This window comes from Deferrivibrio sp. (genome assembly GCF_055117995.1).
In genome coordinates this window covers 1-18,019 of sequence record NZ_JBSQOT010000035.1, presented here as the reverse complement: position 1 = coordinate 18,019, position 18,019 = coordinate 1, and the positions used below count along the sequence as shown (strand labels likewise).

At 33.6% G+C, this 18,019-nt stretch carries 19 protein-coding genes; 1 reads left to right on the top strand and 18 read right to left on the bottom strand.

The window, feature by feature from the left end; genetic code table 11:
• From ACTCAF_RS08895 to ACTCAF_RS08850, 10 genes are all read right to left on the bottom strand, one after another.
• Positions 1 to 1,064 (bottom strand): cysteine desulfurase family protein (locus ACTCAF_RS08895; protein WP_463062937.1); only part of this gene is annotated, 1,064 nt, incomplete at its 3' end.
• A gap of 10 nt (positions 1,065 to 1,074) precedes the next feature.
• Positions 1,075 to 1,815 (bottom strand): hypothetical protein, encoded by a 741-nt coding sequence (locus ACTCAF_RS08890; RefSeq protein WP_463062936.1) that lies wholly within the window; start codon positions 1,813 to 1,815, stop codon positions 1,075 to 1,077.
• A 56-nt stretch (positions 1,816 to 1,871) separates the two neighbouring features.
• Complete coding sequence (locus ACTCAF_RS08885) at positions 1,872 to 2,720, bottom strand: helix-turn-helix domain-containing protein (protein WP_463062935.1); 849 nt, start codon at positions 2,718 to 2,720, stop codon at positions 1,872 to 1,874.
• On the bottom strand, positions 2,713 to 3,480 hold the full coding sequence (locus ACTCAF_RS08880; RefSeq protein WP_463062934.1) for a tetratricopeptide repeat protein: 768 nt from the start codon (positions 3,478 to 3,480) through the stop codon (positions 2,713 to 2,715). The genes ACTCAF_RS08885 and ACTCAF_RS08880 overlap by 8 nt, the downstream gene beginning before the upstream one ends.
• Positions 3,464 to 4,234, bottom strand: a complete 771-nt coding sequence (locus ACTCAF_RS08875; RefSeq protein ID WP_463062933.1) for a type III pantothenate kinase — start codon at positions 4,232 to 4,234, stop codon at positions 3,464 to 3,466. Before ACTCAF_RS08875 ends, ACTCAF_RS08880 begins: the two co-directional genes overlap by 17 nt.
• Positions 4,218 to 4,982, bottom strand: a complete 765-nt coding sequence (locus ACTCAF_RS08870) for a biotin--[acetyl-CoA-carboxylase] ligase (protein ID WP_463062932.1) — start codon at positions 4,980 to 4,982, stop codon at positions 4,218 to 4,220. Before ACTCAF_RS08870 ends, ACTCAF_RS08875 begins: the two co-directional genes overlap by 17 nt.
• A complete protein-coding gene (locus ACTCAF_RS08865; RefSeq protein ID WP_463062931.1) occupies positions 4,975 to 5,328 on the bottom strand; it encodes a response regulator in 354 nt (117 codons plus the stop codon). Before ACTCAF_RS08865 ends, ACTCAF_RS08870 begins: the two co-directional genes overlap by 8 nt.
• Before the next feature lie 13 nt (positions 5,329 to 5,341).
• A complete protein-coding gene (locus ACTCAF_RS08860; RefSeq protein WP_463062930.1) occupies positions 5,342 to 6,778 on the bottom strand; it encodes an HD domain-containing phosphohydrolase in 1,437 nt (478 codons plus the stop codon).
• Between the two features lie 94 nt (positions 6,779 to 6,872).
• Complete coding sequence (locus ACTCAF_RS08855; RefSeq protein ID WP_463062929.1) at positions 6,873 to 7,517, bottom strand: lactate utilization protein; 645 nt, start codon at positions 7,515 to 7,517, stop codon at positions 6,873 to 6,875.
• A 13-nt stretch (positions 7,518 to 7,530) separates the two neighbouring features.
• Positions 7,531 to 8,214, bottom strand: a complete 684-nt coding sequence (locus ACTCAF_RS08850; RefSeq protein WP_463062928.1) for a lytic transglycosylase domain-containing protein — start codon at positions 8,212 to 8,214, stop codon at positions 7,531 to 7,533.
• 136 nt (positions 8,215 to 8,350) lie between these two features.
• Between ACTCAF_RS08850 and sfsA the strand changes: the two genes are divergently transcribed.
• Positions 8,351 to 9,043 (top strand): DNA/RNA nuclease SfsA, encoded by a 693-nt coding sequence (gene sfsA / locus ACTCAF_RS08845; protein WP_463062927.1) that lies wholly within the window; start codon positions 8,351 to 8,353, stop codon positions 9,041 to 9,043.
• 41 nt (positions 9,044 to 9,084) lie between these two features.
• Here sfsA and holA read toward each other — a convergent pair whose 3' ends face one another.
• From holA to ACTCAF_RS08805, 8 genes are all read right to left on the bottom strand, one after another.
• Positions 9,085 to 9,978: a DNA polymerase III subunit delta gene (gene holA / locus ACTCAF_RS08840; protein WP_463062926.1), complete on the bottom strand. Its 894-nt coding sequence runs from the start codon at positions 9,976 to 9,978 to the stop codon at positions 9,085 to 9,087.
• The gene (locus ACTCAF_RS08835) at positions 9,959 to 10,447 is read right to left on the bottom strand and encodes an LPS-assembly lipoprotein LptE (RefSeq protein WP_463062925.1); all 489 of its coding nucleotides are present in this window, start codon (positions 10,445 to 10,447) and stop codon (positions 9,959 to 9,961) included. Before ACTCAF_RS08835 ends, holA begins: the two co-directional genes overlap by 20 nt.
• Complete coding sequence (gene leuS / locus ACTCAF_RS08830) at positions 10,447 to 13,005, bottom strand: leucine--tRNA ligase (RefSeq protein ID WP_463062924.1); 2,559 nt, start codon at positions 13,003 to 13,005, stop codon at positions 10,447 to 10,449. The genes ACTCAF_RS08835 and leuS overlap by 1 nt, the downstream gene beginning before the upstream one ends.
• 93 nt (positions 13,006 to 13,098) lie before the next feature.
• Positions 13,099 to 14,241 (bottom strand): class I SAM-dependent methyltransferase, encoded by a 1,143-nt coding sequence (locus ACTCAF_RS08825; RefSeq protein ID WP_463062923.1) that lies wholly within the window; start codon positions 14,239 to 14,241, stop codon positions 13,099 to 13,101.
• Positions 14,241 to 14,960, bottom strand: coding sequence for a hypothetical protein (locus ACTCAF_RS08820; protein ID WP_463062922.1), 720 nt, complete (start codon positions 14,958 to 14,960; stop codon positions 14,241 to 14,243). The genes ACTCAF_RS08825 and ACTCAF_RS08820 overlap by 1 nt, the downstream gene beginning before the upstream one ends.
• Positions 14,957 to 15,358 carry an ExbD/TolR family protein gene (locus tag ACTCAF_RS08815; protein ID WP_463062921.1) on the bottom strand — a complete coding sequence of 134 codons (402 nt, stop codon included), beginning with the start codon at positions 15,356 to 15,358 and terminating at the stop codon, positions 14,957 to 14,959. The genes ACTCAF_RS08820 and ACTCAF_RS08815 overlap by 4 nt, the downstream gene beginning before the upstream one ends.
• Before the next feature lies 1 nt (position 15,359).
• Positions 15,360 to 15,965 (bottom strand): MotA/TolQ/ExbB proton channel family protein, encoded by a 606-nt coding sequence (locus ACTCAF_RS08810; RefSeq protein WP_463062920.1) that lies wholly within the window; start codon positions 15,963 to 15,965, stop codon positions 15,360 to 15,362.
• Positions 15,965 to 18,019 (bottom strand): tetratricopeptide repeat protein (locus ACTCAF_RS08805; protein ID WP_463062919.1); only part of this gene is annotated, 2,055 nt, incomplete at its 5' end. The genes ACTCAF_RS08805 and ACTCAF_RS08810, both read right to left, overlap by 1 nt.

The window sequence follows — 18,019 nt, the reverse complement described above, 5'->3', positions numbered from 1 at the left end:
CCTGCACAAATATCATTAGGAACCCCTACCGCCGTCAAAACATGCGAAGCAGCAAGTTCGTCCTCGTCTTCCGCCAGAATATTTGAAGAACAAGCCGAGCCACTTGCACCATAAATATTATTGAGAGAATACCACAAAAGAAGTGATTCACCTTCTATGTATTCTATCCAGAAGCTTACATGGCCTGGCAATCTTCTATCTTTATCACCTGTTATATGTAGAAAATCAAACATCCCCTCAAGGGAAGTCATCAATTTTTTCCCCAGTCGCTCCATTTCAGGAACATACAAATACATCTCTTCTTTTGCAATCCTTGCCGCCTCTCCAAGGCCAACTATTGCCGGAACATTTTCAGAGCCGCTTCTAAAGCCATTTTCCTGAAAGCCACCATCAAAAAGAGGCGTAAGCTTTATATTTTTATTTACATAAAGCGCCGCACTTCCCCTTGGACCATAAAAGTTTTGGCCAGCAAGAGATAACAGATCACAATTAAAATCCTTTACGCTGACCCTCTGATGACCGACAGATGCAATCGCATCAACATGGTAAATAACCCCTTTTTCTTTACAAATCTCCCCTATTGCAGCAGAATTCTGGATTGTGCCTATTTCAGGGTTGGCAGACATCACAGAAACCAATAGAGTATCATCGGTAATTGCTGATTTTAACTCGTCAAGATTTATATGTCCGTTATTATCAACCCTGAGCTTGGTAATTTTGTACCCTTCATTCAGAAGCTTTACACAAACATTCTGAACAGAAAAATGCTCAATTTCACTTATTATTATATGTTTCTTTTCTTTGTACGTATCATTTAGCACAAGACCTTTTATTGCCATATTGTTTGATTCCGTACCGCATGAAGTAAAAACTATTTCTTCTGGACTTGCATCAATAAGGTTTGCGACATGCTCCCTTGCCGTATTTATTGCTTCAAACGCTTCCCTGCCAAGAGGGTAAAAGTGTGCACTCGGATTGCCATATTTTTCTTTTAAAAATGGCAACATCTTCTCAACCACTCTGTCATCTGGCTTTGTTCCCGCAACATTATCAAGATAAATCATCAACATTCTCCTATAGTATATTAATTTTTTCTTTTACCTGCTCAATTAACAGTCTCAAATAATCAGCTACAATCGTAACTCTCTCATCATCAATCAAAAAAAGCTTATGGGAATCATTCAGCAAAACTTCAGAAACAGAAAATGTCTCGTCAAGAAAATCACCATAAATTTCAACATTAAAAGGCTTGAAAATATCTACAATCATATAAGTTGAAAATGGCAAAAGTCTCAAATCAAAATTAGTTGCAACCTCGTGACTGAATCTTTGTATATAGTTTTTTATCCCACTTTCCCCTGCCCCAAGTCCAAGAACGCAATTAAAAGGCATCTTATCTTTCAATATTTTTGGCTGCGAATTACCAAAAGTAAATATGTCTTTTGTCTGATTTATCAGATCGTCAATCCCTGCTTTCCCATAAATACTTACAGGAAAATAAATATTACCCTTCAAATTTTCAACTGAATGACCGAAATATTTTTCAATAATATACACTGCTGGCTCAAGTATGTCTTCCACATTATTGCTATAATTTCTGGCAATTCCTGTCAAATCCAAAACCAGGCCTTCAAATTTTTTTAAGTAATCAACCAGCCCGTCTCCAAAATCACTTAAAATCACAAAAATATCAAAGTTTATATCAATATTGCTCTCAGATGATACAAGATTAAGGATAACATCCGTATCATTCAAAGCTTCTTCCAACTCTTTATACAAAAAATATTCTTTACTAAACACACCAACGTTTTTCATATTAATACCTTTTTTGTCTTTTTTAAGATACAGGAAGGATACGAAAAAATCAACATTTATTTTTCATAAATCAGTGTATCATTATCATTGACATAAAAATATAAATTTTTTAATGGCTGCCTATAACCACCAAGGTTTTCTATTAACTGGTCCTTGTATTTAATAGATACAGCAGCAGCATTTCCAATATCAATTTTGAAAAATTTATTAAACCTGATATTTTTAATTAAGTCCTTTTCCGCTATAAAATCGTAGTCTGTTTCGTTATCTGTTTTCATATGTATCCAGCATATATCATTAAAATATAGCGTAACAACTTTTTCAGGTTGCTTCATCTTGGAATCATCATTAAAAATTTTGTCTGCTATCTCTTTTGGGTCGAATTTAACATCAGAGTTGTCATTAATAACGCTTACATTCTCACTTGTATTGTCGGTGTGGGAAATATTATCGTTTTTTTCAGGTACTTTTGTTTGATTGTCAATTATAGATGCAGGATAGTTGGAAAGCTCATTAGTAACAGTTTTTTTGCCATTGAAATAAACAAGAATCAAAAAAATAAATACAACTCCGAGAATAAAAATACTTAAATATTTAGTGTTAAGCTTTTTTGAAATTTTTGGTTGAGCCTTGTCTTCTACCTTTTCAATTTCTCTTTTTTGAAAAGCTTCTTTAGGATAATTTTCTTTAAAGTTTGCTTCAATTTCTTTTTGATCAAGCTTTAAAAATGAAGCATAGCTTTTTACAAAACCAAAAGCATGTGCATAAGATGGAAGTTTATCAAATTGACCATTTTCAATATACTCAAGAAAAAGAACGTTTATTTTGGTTTGCCTTGAAACATCTTCAAGACTCAGCCCCTTTTTTAGTCTCTCCTGCTTTAAAATTTCCTCAACCCTACTCATTGTATATACCCATCTTTTTCAGATATGATTTTGCTTCTTCATAAAACTTTAGGTTATTTTTTGCTTCTGTTACCTCAGAAAAATATTTGGCCGCTTCCGGGTATTTACCGACTTCATAATAAAACTTGCCTGCCTCCATTTTAAGCTCAAGGGAATCAGGATTAATAATAAGAGAATTTATTATTACCCTTTCTGCATCATCCAGTTTGCCGGAATAAACATAACTTCTAAATAAAAGAAGTGTTGGGGCGATTACTTTGGGATTTGTTTTAACAGTTACCTCAAGATAGGAGGCTGCTTCTTCATACCTTTTCAGGTTATACAGCGCAAGTCCAATATTATAATTTACGAGGGATGCAGATGGGTATCCCGGGTCATTAAGCACAACTTTCCACTGTTTAATAGCATCCTCAAGATTACCTTCAGCAGCAAGGATTGAAGCAAATGTGTTAATGTATTCAGATTCAGTGGGATTTAGTTTTAATGCCTTAAGAATATTGCTTTTTGCATCAGGTATTCTATTTTTCTTTATATAAAATGTTGCAAGAGCATAGTAAAATCTGTCATCAGAAGGATTAATCGAAATAGCTTTTTCAAATTCACCTACAGCCAAATAGTCTTTATCCGTATTCAGGTAAGCAAGACCCATTTTAAAGTGTGATTCCGCAAGAGTTGATTTTTCATTTACTTTAACGTTTCCAGACTTGCCTGCACAACTGAGCACCAAAAATAAAATCATTACACTAAAGATTTTTTTCATATATCAACCTCAACCCGTTCAAAGTAAGATTTGGCTCATAGCCCTTTAAATATTTTGAATCACCTATAAAAATGCTTCCAAGTCCGCCGGTAGCAATAACATTTACCTTTTTCCCTTTGAATTGTTCATCCAAGATTCTTTCCACTATGCCATCTACCACTGCCAAGTAACCAAAATAAATACCTGATTTTATGGAATTTATGGTATTGTTACCAACAACTTTATGGCACTTTTCAATTTCAACCTCAGGGAGCTTGGCAGTTTTACTCCTTAATATGCTTGCAGATAGTTTGATACCGGGGTAAATAACACCACCAAGGTATTCAGAATGTTCGTTTACAACGTCAAAAGTTGTTGCCGTACCAAAATCAACCACTATTACCGGAGTCCCATATTTTTCTATGGCAGCCACGGCATTTACAACTCTGTCGGCACCAACTTCCTTGGGATTCTCAAGCTTTATTTTAAGCCCTGTCTTTACGCCAGGTCCAATAACAAGGGGCTCAAGGTTGAAATATTTTTTTGACATTTTAGAAAAAGTATATATCAGTTGAGGGACCACACTTGAAATCACAACACTGTCAATCTCTTTAACATTGATTCCCTGCCCGTTTAAAAGTAACAGTGCTGTAGCAGCATATTCATCAGTAGTTTTTAGAGTGTCAGTTGCAAGCCTGAAATTACATACAAGCTCTTTACCTTTGAAGACACCCACAACAATATTGGTATTCCCTATATCAACTGCAAAAATCATATCCTACATCTCCACTGTACAATGTCTTTATCATACCAGAGTTGTCCTCAACAATCAAGCCGCCTAATCTATCTATTCCTTTTTCAATAAATATTTTTTTTACATTGTCAAGTGTAACTGAAATATCCCGGCCCAAAAAGCAGGAGTAATTGCCCCATAATCTATCGATATTGTAATCACCGATTTTCAAAGAGTCAATCCCCTTTTCGAGCTCATTAACCAACTCAGCAAGCAGCGCCTCCCGGCATATGTCTCTTCCAAGAATATTTTTAATTGAGACAGCTATATCTGATATATCTTTTTCAAAATTATCCGTATTTACATTAAGACCTACACCAAATACAACCTTCTCAATTTTATTGCCTGAAAACTTTGTTTCAATCAATATACCGCCTAACTTTCTTTTCTCAGCAATGATATCATTTGGCCACTTAAGACAGCAAGATATATATTTTCTAAGGACATTGCACACCGAATAACCTATAACAATATTCAATTGTAAAAGCTTTTCAGGGGTAAAACCATCAACCAAACATGAAAAGTAAAGGTTTTGATTGCTCTGACTTCTCCATACCCGGTTTGATCTCCCCTTCCCTTTTACCTGAACATCGGAAATAACAATACTGCCCACCTCAAGTTCATTCTTAATGGCAAATGTATTTGTAGAGTCTATTTCCCTGAAATAATAAAGATGTCTGCCCAGATATCTTGTATCAAGACAGTCATAATAAAGATTTTTATCAAACATTTGTATATTTTCTTACAGCTTCTTTCAGTTCACTCAAATCAGCACTTTTGACCACCATACTCACATTTTTATATTTTTTATAGTCCGAAATATCAAATGGATTTGCAGTATAAAGTATTATAGGAACTTCATCATTAACACTCCTTATTGACTCAAGCACCTTTTTGCCATCCACCTTGGGCATCCTTATATCAAGTATTACTATATCAATATCCTCTTCACTAAAGCTTATAAGCGCCTCTTCCCCATCCACTGCGGTAATTGTATTAAATCCAAGCTCACAAAACTCATCTCTTAACAATAATCTTATATTACTATCATCATCCACAATTAAAATCGTAATCACAGTACCTCCTGTTTCAAATATGATTGTATATCTCTTTTTCTATAAAAAACCTGACTATGTTTTTGTCAAGTTTGTTATTTTCCGCTTCTTCCATAATAATTTTAATAGCAACATCCACTGAAACCGCCTTTTTATAAGGTCTGTCTTTTGCTGTAAGAGCATCGAATATATCAGCAATCGCCATTATCCTCCCAAACACATGTATCTCATCACCCTTAAGGCCAAATGGATAACCTGTACCGTCGATCTTTTCATGGTGCATACAGGCAATTTTGGGTACATCTTTTAACTTATCAGTCCATGGAATTTTATTTAAGTAATTAAATGTGTGATATACATGAGATTCAATTTCATGCCTTTCTTCCTCTGTTAGAGTGCCCCTTTTAACTGACAGACATTTATATTCATTTTCTTCAAGAAGATTAATTTCACAACCATCAAAACCTGCAAATCTGTAAGAAACACACTCCTTCAAATCCTCATAGGTTTCACCTTCCAGGATTGCAGGCTCATTGGCCTTTAAAACACTTTCAAAATATTTTTTAAGTCTTTCATACTCATCACGAGATTTTGATTTTGCCATGCACATGGCGTACAAAAATTTATATTTTACCGCATCAAGCCTGTCGGGAAACAGTTTTTTGGGTTTATTCAAAACATACTCTCTCACACCAATCTTTCCAAAATCATGCAGCAAACATGAATATTTCAAAAGCAGGTAGTCATCCTCAGAAAGCTTAAAGTCTGGAAAATATGTTTCATCTTTATCCATCTCTTCTGCAATCTTCATTGTAATTTTAGTAACTCTATCCGTATGACCTCTTGTAACAGGGTCTCTTGCTTCAATCGCCTGAATACTTGCTGTTATAAACCCATCCCACATCTTTTCAATATCCTGATAGAGAATACTGTTTTCAAGGGCGACAGCAACTATGCCGCTTAAAGAATAGAGGATTTCAATATCCTCATTATTAAAACTGACAACTGTATCTTCAATGTTATCTAAAACCAGCCTAACATTTTTATTTTTTCTGTTAATAAGCTGTAAAACACCAATTAATTCCCGCTTTATATTTAAAAGTGGAATGGAAACAACAGATTTTGTTCTATAACCTGACATCAAATCAAAATCTTTATTAAAACTGTATGGTTTATCCTCATCAATTCTATATACATCTTCGATAGAAACAATCTGCTTTGTAAATCCTGAAAAACCAGCTATGCTGCTTTCATTTAGGGGGATGCTAAATTCTTTGTAACTGACATCTATAGAGTCATTTTGAATATATTTAAACACTAAAGAATCGTCATCTTTATTGTAAATAAAAATACTTCCCGCATCGCATAACACCAGATCTCTTAACAACATAAGAGTCTTGTCCATCAAGGTATCCAGGTCCTTGATACTGACAAGAGACTGAACAATTTTTAAGATTTTATCATTAATCATTTTTCTGCCTGCCATATTAATAAACATATTATAGCAGGTTGGAACAAAGTTTGCGATAAAAAAATAAATCTTATTTACTTTTGCCAGTCTGTTTTTAGTAACCTAAATTTTCACCTATTATAACAACTTCAATATCGCTGAAATTAGGTTTTTTTTCTATAATCGTAGTTACTTTGCAGATTCTCTGAGGGCTATTGCAGTCAGAACATTCCCCTGTGACAGCACAAGGTGTATTCACATTTAATCTCTTTGTATTCATAGGGGATGCAATCTCTTTTATCCTGCTGATACCTGCATTGACGTCTTTGACAATTTTGTTTATCCCGGCAATCACAAGCGTCTTTTTAGGTCCGAAAATCATCGCTGACACACGGTTACCCACTCCATCAATATTTATGAGTTTGCCATCTTTGGTCAATGCATTGGTAGAAGTAATAAAAAGATCACAGGTCAATTGTTTTTTTCTGATAGCAAGTTTTTCTTCAGGGGAAAGAGTAGACAAGTTGTGGTTTAAAATTTCTTTACCTTTATCACTAACAAGTTGTGCTATCCCCAAGTCCTGCAAAACAGTCATTGAACCGCCAAATCCAATTGTAAAATAATCTTCAACGATACTTTCTATATACTTTATTGCGGTATCGCTCTTCTCAAAATAAACCGCCTTAAAACCATTTTTTTCAAGATTTTCAATAACAACGGACGCTATTCTCTCATTAAACCACTTTTTTACAGATTCCATATTTTACCCCACATCAAGATTTTATTGAAGAAGTTAGCTCTGAATAATTCTCCATAACTTTATAATAATAAAATTTTGGAATTTTTCTGCCCTTAGAAATATATCTGAAAACATTTTTTGGCCCCAAATTATATGCAGCTATAGCAAGCTCAATATTCCCCTCAAATTTTTCCAATAAATATCTGAAATAGTTTATCCCAAGCCTTATGTTAACAACAGGGTCAAAAATCTCCTTTTTATTTTGCACGCTCAAGTCGTCAACTTTATCGGAAATATAATATGCAGTGTTCGGCAAAAGCTGCATCAAGCCAATAGCGCCCTTTCTCGAAACAGATTTATAATTAAATGAACTTTCTGTCTTTATAATGGCAAGCATGAGGTAGGGGTCAAGCTCATTTTTTACAGATTCTTCAACAATGGAGTATGCAATATCTGTAATCGTATATTTATTATAGTTTGTGTCAAACTGCTCTATCAGAGCACTTATTCTTCTTACATCAATCAAAATATTAAGAACTTTCATCGTATTATCCAGGTCTGATTGAAGTTTTTCATATCTATTTTTTAGATCCTCTGAATAACTGACGTAATAATTAACCTTCTTTAAAAGATAAAAATTGAATATAAAAGAGAAAACAGATAAAGAAATGCCGATAATGATAAAAATATTAAGATATTCTTTTATAATTTTTTTCACTAAAATACTAACCCCTTAATTTTCCTAAGAACAATTTATCGAAAAAAAGCTACTTTCCTAAATACCAATTTGATTTTTGTGAAAAAATATACTACTTTTAAAAAAAATCAAGCAGATTTTAAAGAGAAATCCTATTATGCTAAAATTACCTGATCTTTATTTTGGAACGTTTATCAAAAGATATAAGCGATTTTTTGTTGATATAACTTTTAATAACAAGACTATTACTATACATAATCCCAATACAGGCTCAATGAAACCACTCCTTGAAAAAGGCAGAAAAGTGGTATTCAGCATGTCAGAAAATGAAAAAAGAAAACTTAAATACACAATGGAAGGGATCGAAGTTGACAATCATTGGCTTTACACAAATACTATAGCTGTCAATAAGATTGTTGAATATGCCATAATTGACAAAGAAATAGCTGAACTTGAAAATTATACGGAAATTAAAAGAGAATTTCGGTATAAAGACAGCAGAATAGATTTTTTAATAACCCTCGGTGACAGCACAAAAGTACTGTGTGAAGTCAAGAATGTCACAATGTTTGATGACAAATATGCCTATTTTCCTGATGCAGTCACTACAAGAGGGCTCAAGCATCTTTTAACTCTGGCAAAGTCAAAAAATGATGGTTACAAACCGGTTATGTTATACATAATCCAGAGCAACAATGATAGGTTTCGCTGCGCAGATTTTATAGATGAAGTATATTGCAAAACACTTAGAAATCTTGGAAATGAAATCAATGTTTTGCTCTATAAAAACATATTTGACCCTCAGGGTAGAACGTGCAGACTTTCCAAATTAAACTACACCCAATTATAGAGTTAAATCAATAACTGTAATGGATTTATTTTTTAGCCAAGCTAAATGGTATTAAGCAACATTATAATTTCTTCTTCTATATTTGCATTACCGGTCTTGGAGCCGTAATCAAGGCTCAACAGTGATTCAGAACATCTGGACAACTCTTCCATACTCCATTCAGAGGCATTTTTTTTAATTTTATTCATAATAAACTGTCTCTCATTTACCAGAGAAGGGTTAATTTTATATCCTACTATCTGCAACAGCCTTTTTGAAATCATGTAAAAGGCCGGAGCAACACTTTCATTGTTGACAATCATATTAGAAATAATTTCGGCACACTTTTTTCTGTTTTTATCAAAAAAACTATCTATAAGCAAAAATACGTTTTCGCTTTTTGAAAAACTTATCTTCTCAATAATCTCATTTTCAGATTCAGGACTTTTGTAGGCATAATAAACACTTAGCTTATCAAATTCATTTTTTATTGTTCCAAAATCTTTACCGCACATTTCGTAAATTTCTTCTGCAGCCACCTTGCTGAGTTTGACACCAAGTTTTTTAAATATATCAACAACGTGTGAAAGGTCGGAAAATTTATCTTTTTTAGGCTCAGAAATAACTTCAAAGTTTTCATCTTTTCCGGCTTTAGATAAAAAATTCAGATCATTTGCAGTAACAATTACCATAGATTCAGATTTAATAATGCTCTGCTTAATCTCATCAAAGTTTTTTAGCTTCTCACCGTTCTTGATTATTGCCATTTTTATATCACTGAAAAGTGGCAATGAAGAGATGAAAAAAACAAAATCTTCGCTGTCAAATTCATCTGCATAATATGTTTTTTTATCCAATTCAAGATCTTTGAGTGAGCCTAAAACTTTATCAATCTGCTCATCAATAAATGAATCGCTGCCAACGATTAAGATTTTTCTACCTGTTTTCAAACTCATACCTGAAATCTAACAGTAAATTTCTGATGCCTTTTACAAATGCTTCATCCCTGTTTATAATATTTTCGGAAACATTTGATGACAAATTGAAATTTTCAACTCTGCCTATTATTTTTTCATATAAAAGTTTAAAACCCTGGTCGTAAACGGATATTTTAACCTTGATATTTATATCTACCACAACAGCCTGACTTGAAATAGTAGTTATACTGGAATTTGTTTTTGCACTCAAAAGGTCAATTTTTAAAAAATAGTCTGCATTTTCTTTTGAAGTCAATAATCCGTATCTGCTGAAAAAATCATTTACTTCATCATTCAATAGAGAATAATAATCCGACTCAAAATAGCTATTTTTAATCTCAGAGACATAAAATTTATGCTTTGGCTTTGATGAATCATAGTCAATGCCTGCGATTCTGTAACCGCAGGCACTTAGAAGCAAAAGCATAAAAATGAATAATTTTTTCATTATTTCACAACCAGACTAATCAGTTTTCCAGGTACATATATCTCTTTAACAAGAGTTTTGCCTTCAAGATATCCCATAATTTTTTCATTCTCCCTTGCAGCCTTAAGAGCAGTTTCCTTATCAACATCTTTTGGCATAACAATCTCAGCCCTCACCTTGCCATTTACCTGAATAGCGAGTGTAATTTCATCTTTTACAGTATACTTTTCTTCATATTCTGGCCACTTTTCCAGCGAGATAAACCCTTTACCTCCAGCAAGACTCCATAACTCCTCACAAAAATGTGGTGTAAAAGGGGTCAAAAGTTTTATCATATTTATAAGACACTCTTTAAATTTCTGTTTTTCATAATCTGTAGACAATTTAGGCTCTATCAGATAAAGATTATTTGTAAGCTCCATAATTGCAGCAACGGCAGTATTAAGCTGAAATTTTTCAATATCATTTGTGACTTTCTTTATGGTAAAATGCATATGGTATAAAATATCTTTAGCAAGTTTGCTATCCTCATATTCAGCATTGTATTCTGTTTTTATAAGCTCAAGATTGTTCACAAAAAGCCTGAATATTCTGTTTATAAATCTGTAACATCCATCAACACCCTGTTCGCTCCACTCAAGGTCCTTTTCAGGAGGAGCAGCAAATAAGCTGAAAAGTCTCGCTGTATCAGCACCATAACGTTTTATCAATGCATCAGGGTCAACCACATTTTTCTTTGATTTGCTCATTTTTTCCACTCTTCCAACAACTACCTGCTCACCACAAATTTTGCATTTTCCTTCATCCACATCTTCAGGGAAAAGCCAACCATCATTTTTGCAGGAATATGTTTCTTTGCAAACCATCCCTTGAGTGAGAAGTCTTTCAAAAGGCTCATCAATATTTATATATCCAAGGTCTCTTAAAACTTTTGTAAAAAATCTCGCATATAGCAAGTGTAAAATTGCGTGTTCCACACCACCAATATACTGGTCAACATTCATAAAATACTCTGCTTCTTCTTTGTCGAATATGTTTGTGCTGCATTTAGGAGAGCAGTAGCGCAAAAAGTACCACGAGGATTCCACGAAAGTGTCCATAGTATCTGTTTCCCTTTCAGCATCAATACCACAAAGAGGACACTTTACATTTTTAAATTCAGCAGAAGTCTCAAGCGGATTTCCTGAGCCAGTAAACTCAACATCAAGTGGTAGTCTAACTGGCAAATCTTTCTCTGGCACCGGTACTATTCCACATTTTTTACAATGTATCACAGGGATAGGTGCCCCCCAGTATCTCTGCCTTGAAATTCCCCAGTCCCTCAATCTGAAATTTACTGTCTTTTTACCTATATTTTCCTCTTCAAGAAACTCAGTTATTTTGGTCTTAGCCTCTTCATTGGAAATCCCGTTAAATTTACCGGAATTAACCATTATGCCTTGACCGGTGTAGGCCTCTGACATATTTTCAGGAGCAAGCTCTTGTCCTTCAGGATTTATAACCACAGTTATTTCCAGATTGTATTTTTTTGCAAACTCGAAGTCCCTCTGGTCATGGGCAGGAACAGCCATTACGGCTCCAGTTCCGTAATCAATTAAAATATAATTTGCTATATAAACAGGAATCTCTTTCTTTGTAAGTGGGTTATAAACATACCTTCCGGTAAAGAACCCTTTCTTTTCCTTGTTGTCAGCCGATCTGCTTATTTTATCTTCTTTAAGTATGCTATTTATAAATTTTAACCCCTCTTCCTCGTAAGATGTCCCTTTTATAAGCTCTTTGGACATTTCATGTTCAGGAGCAAGCAGCATAAATGTGGCTCCAAAAAGTGTATCCGGCCTTGTGGTAAAAACGGTAATCTTCCTATCAAAACCTTTTACTTCAAAATCTATCTCTGCTCCATACGATTTCCCAATCCAGTTTCTCTGCATTGTAAGAACTTTTTCCGGCCAGCCTTCAAGTTTATAAGTATATTCAAGCAATTCCTCAGCATAATCAGTAATTTTGAAAAACCAGCCATTAATCTCTTTCATCGTTACTTCATTGGAACATCTCCAGCATTTTCCATCCTCAACCTGCTCATTGGCAAGCACAGTATTGCAGTCCTCACACCAGTTTACAGTAGATTTTTTTCTGTAAATAAGTCCTTTTTCATACATTTTCAAAAATACAAGCTGCTCCCATTTGTAGTACTCAGGATCACACGTAGCAACCTCTCTGTCCCAATCATAAGACAAACCTAACTGTTTAAGCTGTGCTCTCATATAGTCTATATTTGAATATGTCCATTTTGCAGGATGTATTTTATTTTTTATGGCAGCATTTTCAGCGGGAAGACCAAAGGCATCCCACCCCATAGGGTGAAGCACATTGAAACCTTTCATTTTTTTGAATCTTGCAATAACATCTCCAATCGCATAGTTTCTGACGTGCCCCATATGAATTTTTCCGGATGGGTATGGAAACATTTCAAGACAATAATATTTGGGTTTATTTTTGTCATAGTTTACTTTAAAAACTTTATTTTCTTCCCATTTCTTCTGCCATTTATTTTCAATTTGCAGAAAATCATAATGCATAAAAAAACCTCCAGACTAAAAATTATTAAGCTCAAATATACTTAGAAAAAATAGAAACTTCAACCAGGAAATTTTTGGTAGTTTATATTACAGTTAGCTATCTTCGAATATTCGGCTGCCTGTCAATTCGCTCAATAGCTCAAAAGAACTTTTTTTATACAAGAAATCTTTCTTAATATTAACATTTTTCGACTGGATAAGCACATTGAAATTGGTGCCAAATCCACCTTCGGGCATAATGAGCGATTTTAGCGAAGCTCTTTGAACGTCTGTCATATTTTTATTGTCAAACTCTTCAATCACACCTGACGCCATCAAAAAAGTCCACTGAGGCATAAAATTTACAGTTTCAAGCCCTGACTCCTCACCATAAACTTTAAGAGCAGAAAAATCTACAAAAGCGGTGATATCCTGAAATCCAATCCTTTCAAAAAAGTCGTTGTTTTGTGTATGTTTGAAATAGCAAGTAACAGTGCCATCAATTCTGAAAGGGGTATAAAGCTGCTCTGCCATAAAACCGTAATCTATTGTTATCACAAGCCCTTTTCTTACTTTGCTCCCCAGGTCTTTAATCCAATGTACAGCATCAATGTTAATATCCGCAATCTGCTTGTCAATAATCTTTATATTTAGCCTATTAAGATATTCTGTTATTTCAGGTGTAGACACTTCGCCAGGATAAAAAGTAAATTTTCCTTCATGTTCAATTACATAAAGCTCTTTTATTAATCCGTCTATGTTAATAACCCTGTGTACGGGAAAAGCATCCACAAGCTCATTTGAAAAAAATACCCCTTCAAAATCATTGAGTTCATCAAACGTAATCCATTTAACCTTATTTAAGTGCTCTTTAAGATTTTGCTTTTGAAAATCTACAAGAAACTCGCTTTTTTCTATGATAATATAAGTAACTTCTTCATAAAAACGTGGCTCATAAATTTTATAGTAGTTTAAAATATCATTGGCAAGAAGCCCGCTACCTGCCCCCATTTCGCATAGTAAAGGCCTAATATTGACTTCTTCTATAGTCTTTTTAACCCCTTTGGCTATGCTTCTTCCAAAGGATTCTGAAGCATCTACTGAAGTATAGAAACTACCCTGCTGACCAAATGGGTTTTCTTTCTGATAATAACCAAGCTCAGGGTAATAAAGAGCTATATCCATAAATTCTCTGAATGTAATTTTGCCTTTTTCATAAATAAGATGTTTTACTATTTCCCTTAGTTTTGAGTCCATTACCTCACCTTAAAAAATAATGTTATAATTGCACTGTCTGTCTGCCCTTCTTTTTCAGATGGCTCAAATTTAAGTTTGGATACAAAATCTGTCGATATCTTCTCTATATAACTATCAGTTGCAGTCAAAAAAGTTATTTTTACCGGATAGCCCCTGGAATCAACAAAAAATTGTATTTTTACCTCTGTATCACTTTGAAGGGAATATTCCGGCATTTTCGGTATATACACAGGTTTTCTCACTCTGCTTGACAAAGATTCTATCTGGAAAAACTCATTACCAGTCTGACTTACTTTGTCACTATGGTATTTGTCTGAAATGATTGACTCAAAGTTTTTTAGCTCTGAAGAAACATCGATATTTAATTTTTCTGGTTTGTATGCCATTTCCCCTGCGCTAATCTCCCTTTTGTCAAGTTGCACCTTTTCAGTTGTATCAAACTCCGGAAGCTCAACTCTGCTACTTTCAATTTTTGATTTTTTCGCATCATCATTTAGTATTTTGCTTACAAGCTCACTTGCCGAAATTTCCTTTGTGTTACTTTCTAAACTATTGGCCTTTTTTACAATTATTTTCTGAGTTTTAATAAAATCCACTTCAATAGTTTTTTCCATATTTTTAAATTCAATATTAAAAGGGGGCAGAATATAAATAAATCCTAAATGAATTACAAGTGAAACAACAAAAAATAATGTCAGAAATACTCTGCTATTTGTCATTCTTCCTCAGCGGCTATTGCAAACCTCTCAAACCCGGCCTTTTTGCTTTCATCCATAACAAAAACCACATCTCCGTGTTTACTATCTTTGTCAGCCTGGATTATTACAGATGCAGAAGGATTTTTTTCGTACAAGCCCTTAATCGCAGCAATAAAGGCGACCTTTGAAATCTCCTTACCATTTAGCACTATCTGACCACTTTTGGTTATCGATACGTTCACATTCTTTTTGGTTTCCACAGATTCACCTTTAGCTTTCGGAAGATTTACCTTTAAAGAATTGGTGTAAACAAACGTTGTAGACACCATAAAAAATATGAGAAGCAGAAATACCACATCAATCAAAGGTGTCAGGTTTATATCGAGCCCTTTATCCTTGCTATTTTCCCTGAATCTCATTTTATTCCTCTTTGAATATAAGATTAACAATATTCGAGGCTGCTATTTCAAGCTCATTTGAAATTTTATCAGACCTGTGCCTTACGATGTGATAAAAAATTACTGTTGGAATTGCAACACTAAGGCCTGCTGCAGTGGTCAACAATGCTTCGGAAATACCTCCCGCAAGGGCTTGAGCGTTGCCGATACCCTGTTGAGAAATAACAATAAATGTTTTAATCATACCTAAAACAGTACCAAGAAGTCCAAGCAAAGGTGAAATAGTAGCAATTGTCTGTAATGTCGGCAGAAACTTATCAAGTTTTCTTGACTCAAACCTTCCTGTTTCTTCCACAAGCTCCATAAGTCGTGAAATAGGAAGATCAAGATTATCAAGAATACTTCTTGAAATATTGCCTATTGCACAGGGTTTTAAATCGCACAAAGACTTGGCATCCTCAAAAGATTTAGACTTTAAAAAAGCATACATCTTTTCAAGGAATGTTTTCGGCGCATATTTTTCAGTACGCAGGCTGACAAGTCTTTCCAGAAAAATTGCAAGAGAAAGTACTGACAGAAAAATTATAGGGTACATCAATACCCCACCCTTTTGAATTATTTCAAACATCAAGACCCCCTATTTAGTTCCTTTAATATTTTTTGCACTTTTTCGGCATTCTGCTTGTTACCGATGGATTCATATGCTCTGATGGCATTTTCAAGGGAAAGTTTATTAAATTCAGAATTTTTATCAAGATAGTAAGCCTTCATTGAATACTTGATCGTATTTTTGTAGTCATTTTCATAAAAATATTTTAATGAACTAAAATATAATCCTGCAATAACATATTCTTTGATATTTGATACCAGTAGATTATCTATCTCAGCTTTGTATTTGACAATATTTTTACTGTCACCAACAATTTTAAGTGCCCTTAAAACAGAGTCAAAATATAAAGTGGGCTCTGATTCCAAAAAATCTCCTGCAAGCTTTATTATCCTGTCAGGGTCATCATAAAGCTTTAATAACCTTTTACTGCTTAGTATCTTATAATTTTCATTTTCAAGAAGATTTTCATAAATAGCTATGGACTTTGTCTTATCAATTTGTTCAAGGCACTCTGCTTTAAGCAGATACGCTTCATAATCGTTTTTGAATTTATTTATTACATAATCTGTATCCTTCGTACATTCTTCGTATCTGCCAAGCTTTTTGAATATGTCGCCCCTTAAAAGATAAGCATCTTTGTTGTTTTTTGAAGATTTAAAGTTATCAAAGTAATAATTAATCAGATAGATAGCATTTTGAAGCTTGTTCTGCCCAATACTTTCCTTTACAAGTTCTATAATAAGACTATCTTTCCTCTCAAAATTTCTGTTTTTAATCAGCTCAAATATTTCATCAATATATTTTTCATTTTGCCCTTTTGCTCTCTTAATATTAATAAGACCAAATATACTGTCATAAATGTATTTATTTTCATTTACAAATTTATTGAAGATTATCTCAGCCTCACTGTACCTTTTAAGTGAGTACAATGATTTTGCCTTCAAAAGCAGGTATTTGTCATCTTTAAACATTGCCCTATCAATAAAGTAAAGTGCTGTTGAATAATCCCCCTTTAAAAAATAATAATTTACCGCCGTGTCAAAAAAATTTTCATTATTTAAATATTTTAATGCAAGTTTGTAAGCCTGCTCGTATTGATCCAATTTGAAATAAACAGACATCAACAAATAATCTGTTTCTTCATCAGGCTTTTTAATTTTATTCAAATAGTTAAGGGATTCACTGTATTTTTTTCGATTGAAAGCAACTACCGATTTAAGATAGTTTCCACGATCGGTATCAATGCTGTTGAGATACTCAAGTGCAATATCATACTCCTTATTGGCAATAAAAATTTCACCTTTTAGCTCCTGGCAAAAATATGTGCTGCAATTTTCAAGAACAATCAGCGCCGTATCAAGCTGATTTTTGCCAAGATAAATCTGCCCGAGCAAATATCTTGCGGAATTTAGCTTTTCTTGATCTTTTGCTTTTAATATATACCTCTTCAGGTTTGCCTCTGAAAGGTCTCTGTTGACATAGAAATAGTCAAGCCCTTTATAAAAATAACTGCTCTCCATCAAAAATTCATTGAATGTAATCTTTTCAAAAGCAGAAGCAGATTTCAAATATTCTTTTTGATTAAGCAATAACAGCCCTTTGTAAAAATTTTTATAATCAATATTCTGAGGATTTTTAAAGTTAAACCTATCTATGTAAGATGCCTCAATATCGTAAAACCCCTTTGTAACAAGTTCAAAAAATAAATTGGCAAGGTAATTTTCGTCCTTTATTGTGGAAATATCGGAAATAGCTTCAAGAAAATCCCCTTTATATATTTTTTTCTTGATTAAAAAGTAATTTTTAAGGTTTGTATCTTCAAGTTGGTCTATGTAACCTGAAGCCTTACTCAAATCGCCTTTTGAAAGATACACATCGATTAAGACAGGATAAGAATTTACCGTGCCTTTTTCTTCATTCTCAAGTATGCTTGAATAGTCTTTCAAAACATATTTACTGTATAAAAAATAATCATAAAAAAATTTGTACTTATTTGCTATTTCTATATTTTTACCAATAATATCAACAATCTTCTGATATTTATCAAGTCCAAAAAGTGTATCCACATAAAC

Bases quoted from the DNA above. Each gene is read 5' to 3' on its own strand.
- holA (WP_463062926.1), bottom strand. From the start codon at position 9,978: ATGAGTTTGAAAACAGGTAGAAAAATCTTAATCGTTGGCAGCGATTCA.
- ACTCAF_RS08875 (WP_463062933.1), bottom strand. From the start codon at position 4,234: ATGATTTTTGCAGTTGATATAGGGAATACCAATATTGTTGTGGGTGTC.
- sfsA (WP_463062927.1), top strand. From the start codon at position 8,351: ATGCTAAAATTACCTGATCTTTATTTTGGAACGTTTATCAAAAGATAT.
- ACTCAF_RS08810 (WP_463062920.1), bottom strand. From the start codon at position 15,965: ATGTTTGAAATAATTCAAAAGGGTGGGGTATTGATGTACCCTATAATT.
- ACTCAF_RS08855 (WP_463062929.1), bottom strand. From the start codon at position 7,517: ATGGAATCTGTAAAAAAGTGGTTTAATGAGAGAATAGCGTCCGTTGTT.
- ACTCAF_RS08880 (WP_463062934.1), bottom strand. From the start codon at position 3,480: ATGAAAAAAATCTTTAGTGTAATGATTTTATTTTTGGTGCTCAGTTGT.
- ACTCAF_RS08820 (WP_463062922.1), bottom strand. From the start codon at position 14,960: ATGACAAATAGCAGAGTATTTCTGACATTATTTTTTGTTGTTTCACTT.
- ACTCAF_RS08815 (WP_463062921.1), bottom strand. From the start codon at position 15,358: ATGAGATTCAGGGAAAATAGCAAGGATAAAGGGCTCGATATAAACCTG.
- ACTCAF_RS08860 (WP_463062930.1), bottom strand. From the start codon at position 6,778: ATGATTAATGATAAAATCTTAAAAATTGTTCAGTCTCTTGTCAGTATC.
- ACTCAF_RS08825 (WP_463062923.1), bottom strand. From the start codon at position 14,241: ATGGACTCAAAACTAAGGGAAATAGTAAAACATCTTATTTATGAAAAA.
- ACTCAF_RS08870 (WP_463062932.1), bottom strand. From the start codon at position 4,982: ATGTTTGATAAAAATCTTTATTATGACTGTCTTGATACAAGATATCTG.
- ACTCAF_RS08835 (WP_463062925.1), bottom strand. From the start codon at position 10,447: ATGAAAAAATTATTCATTTTTATGCTTTTGCTTCTAAGTGCCTGCGGT.
- leuS (WP_463062924.1), bottom strand. From the start codon at position 13,005: ATGCATTATGATTTTCTGCAAATTGAAAATAAATGGCAGAAGAAATGG.
- ACTCAF_RS08885 (WP_463062935.1), bottom strand. From the start codon at position 2,720: ATGAGTAGGGTTGAGGAAATTTTAAAGCAGGAGAGACTAAAAAAGGGG.
- ACTCAF_RS08890 (WP_463062936.1), bottom strand. From the start codon at position 1,815: ATGAAAAACGTTGGTGTGTTTAGTAAAGAATATTTTTTGTATAAAGAG.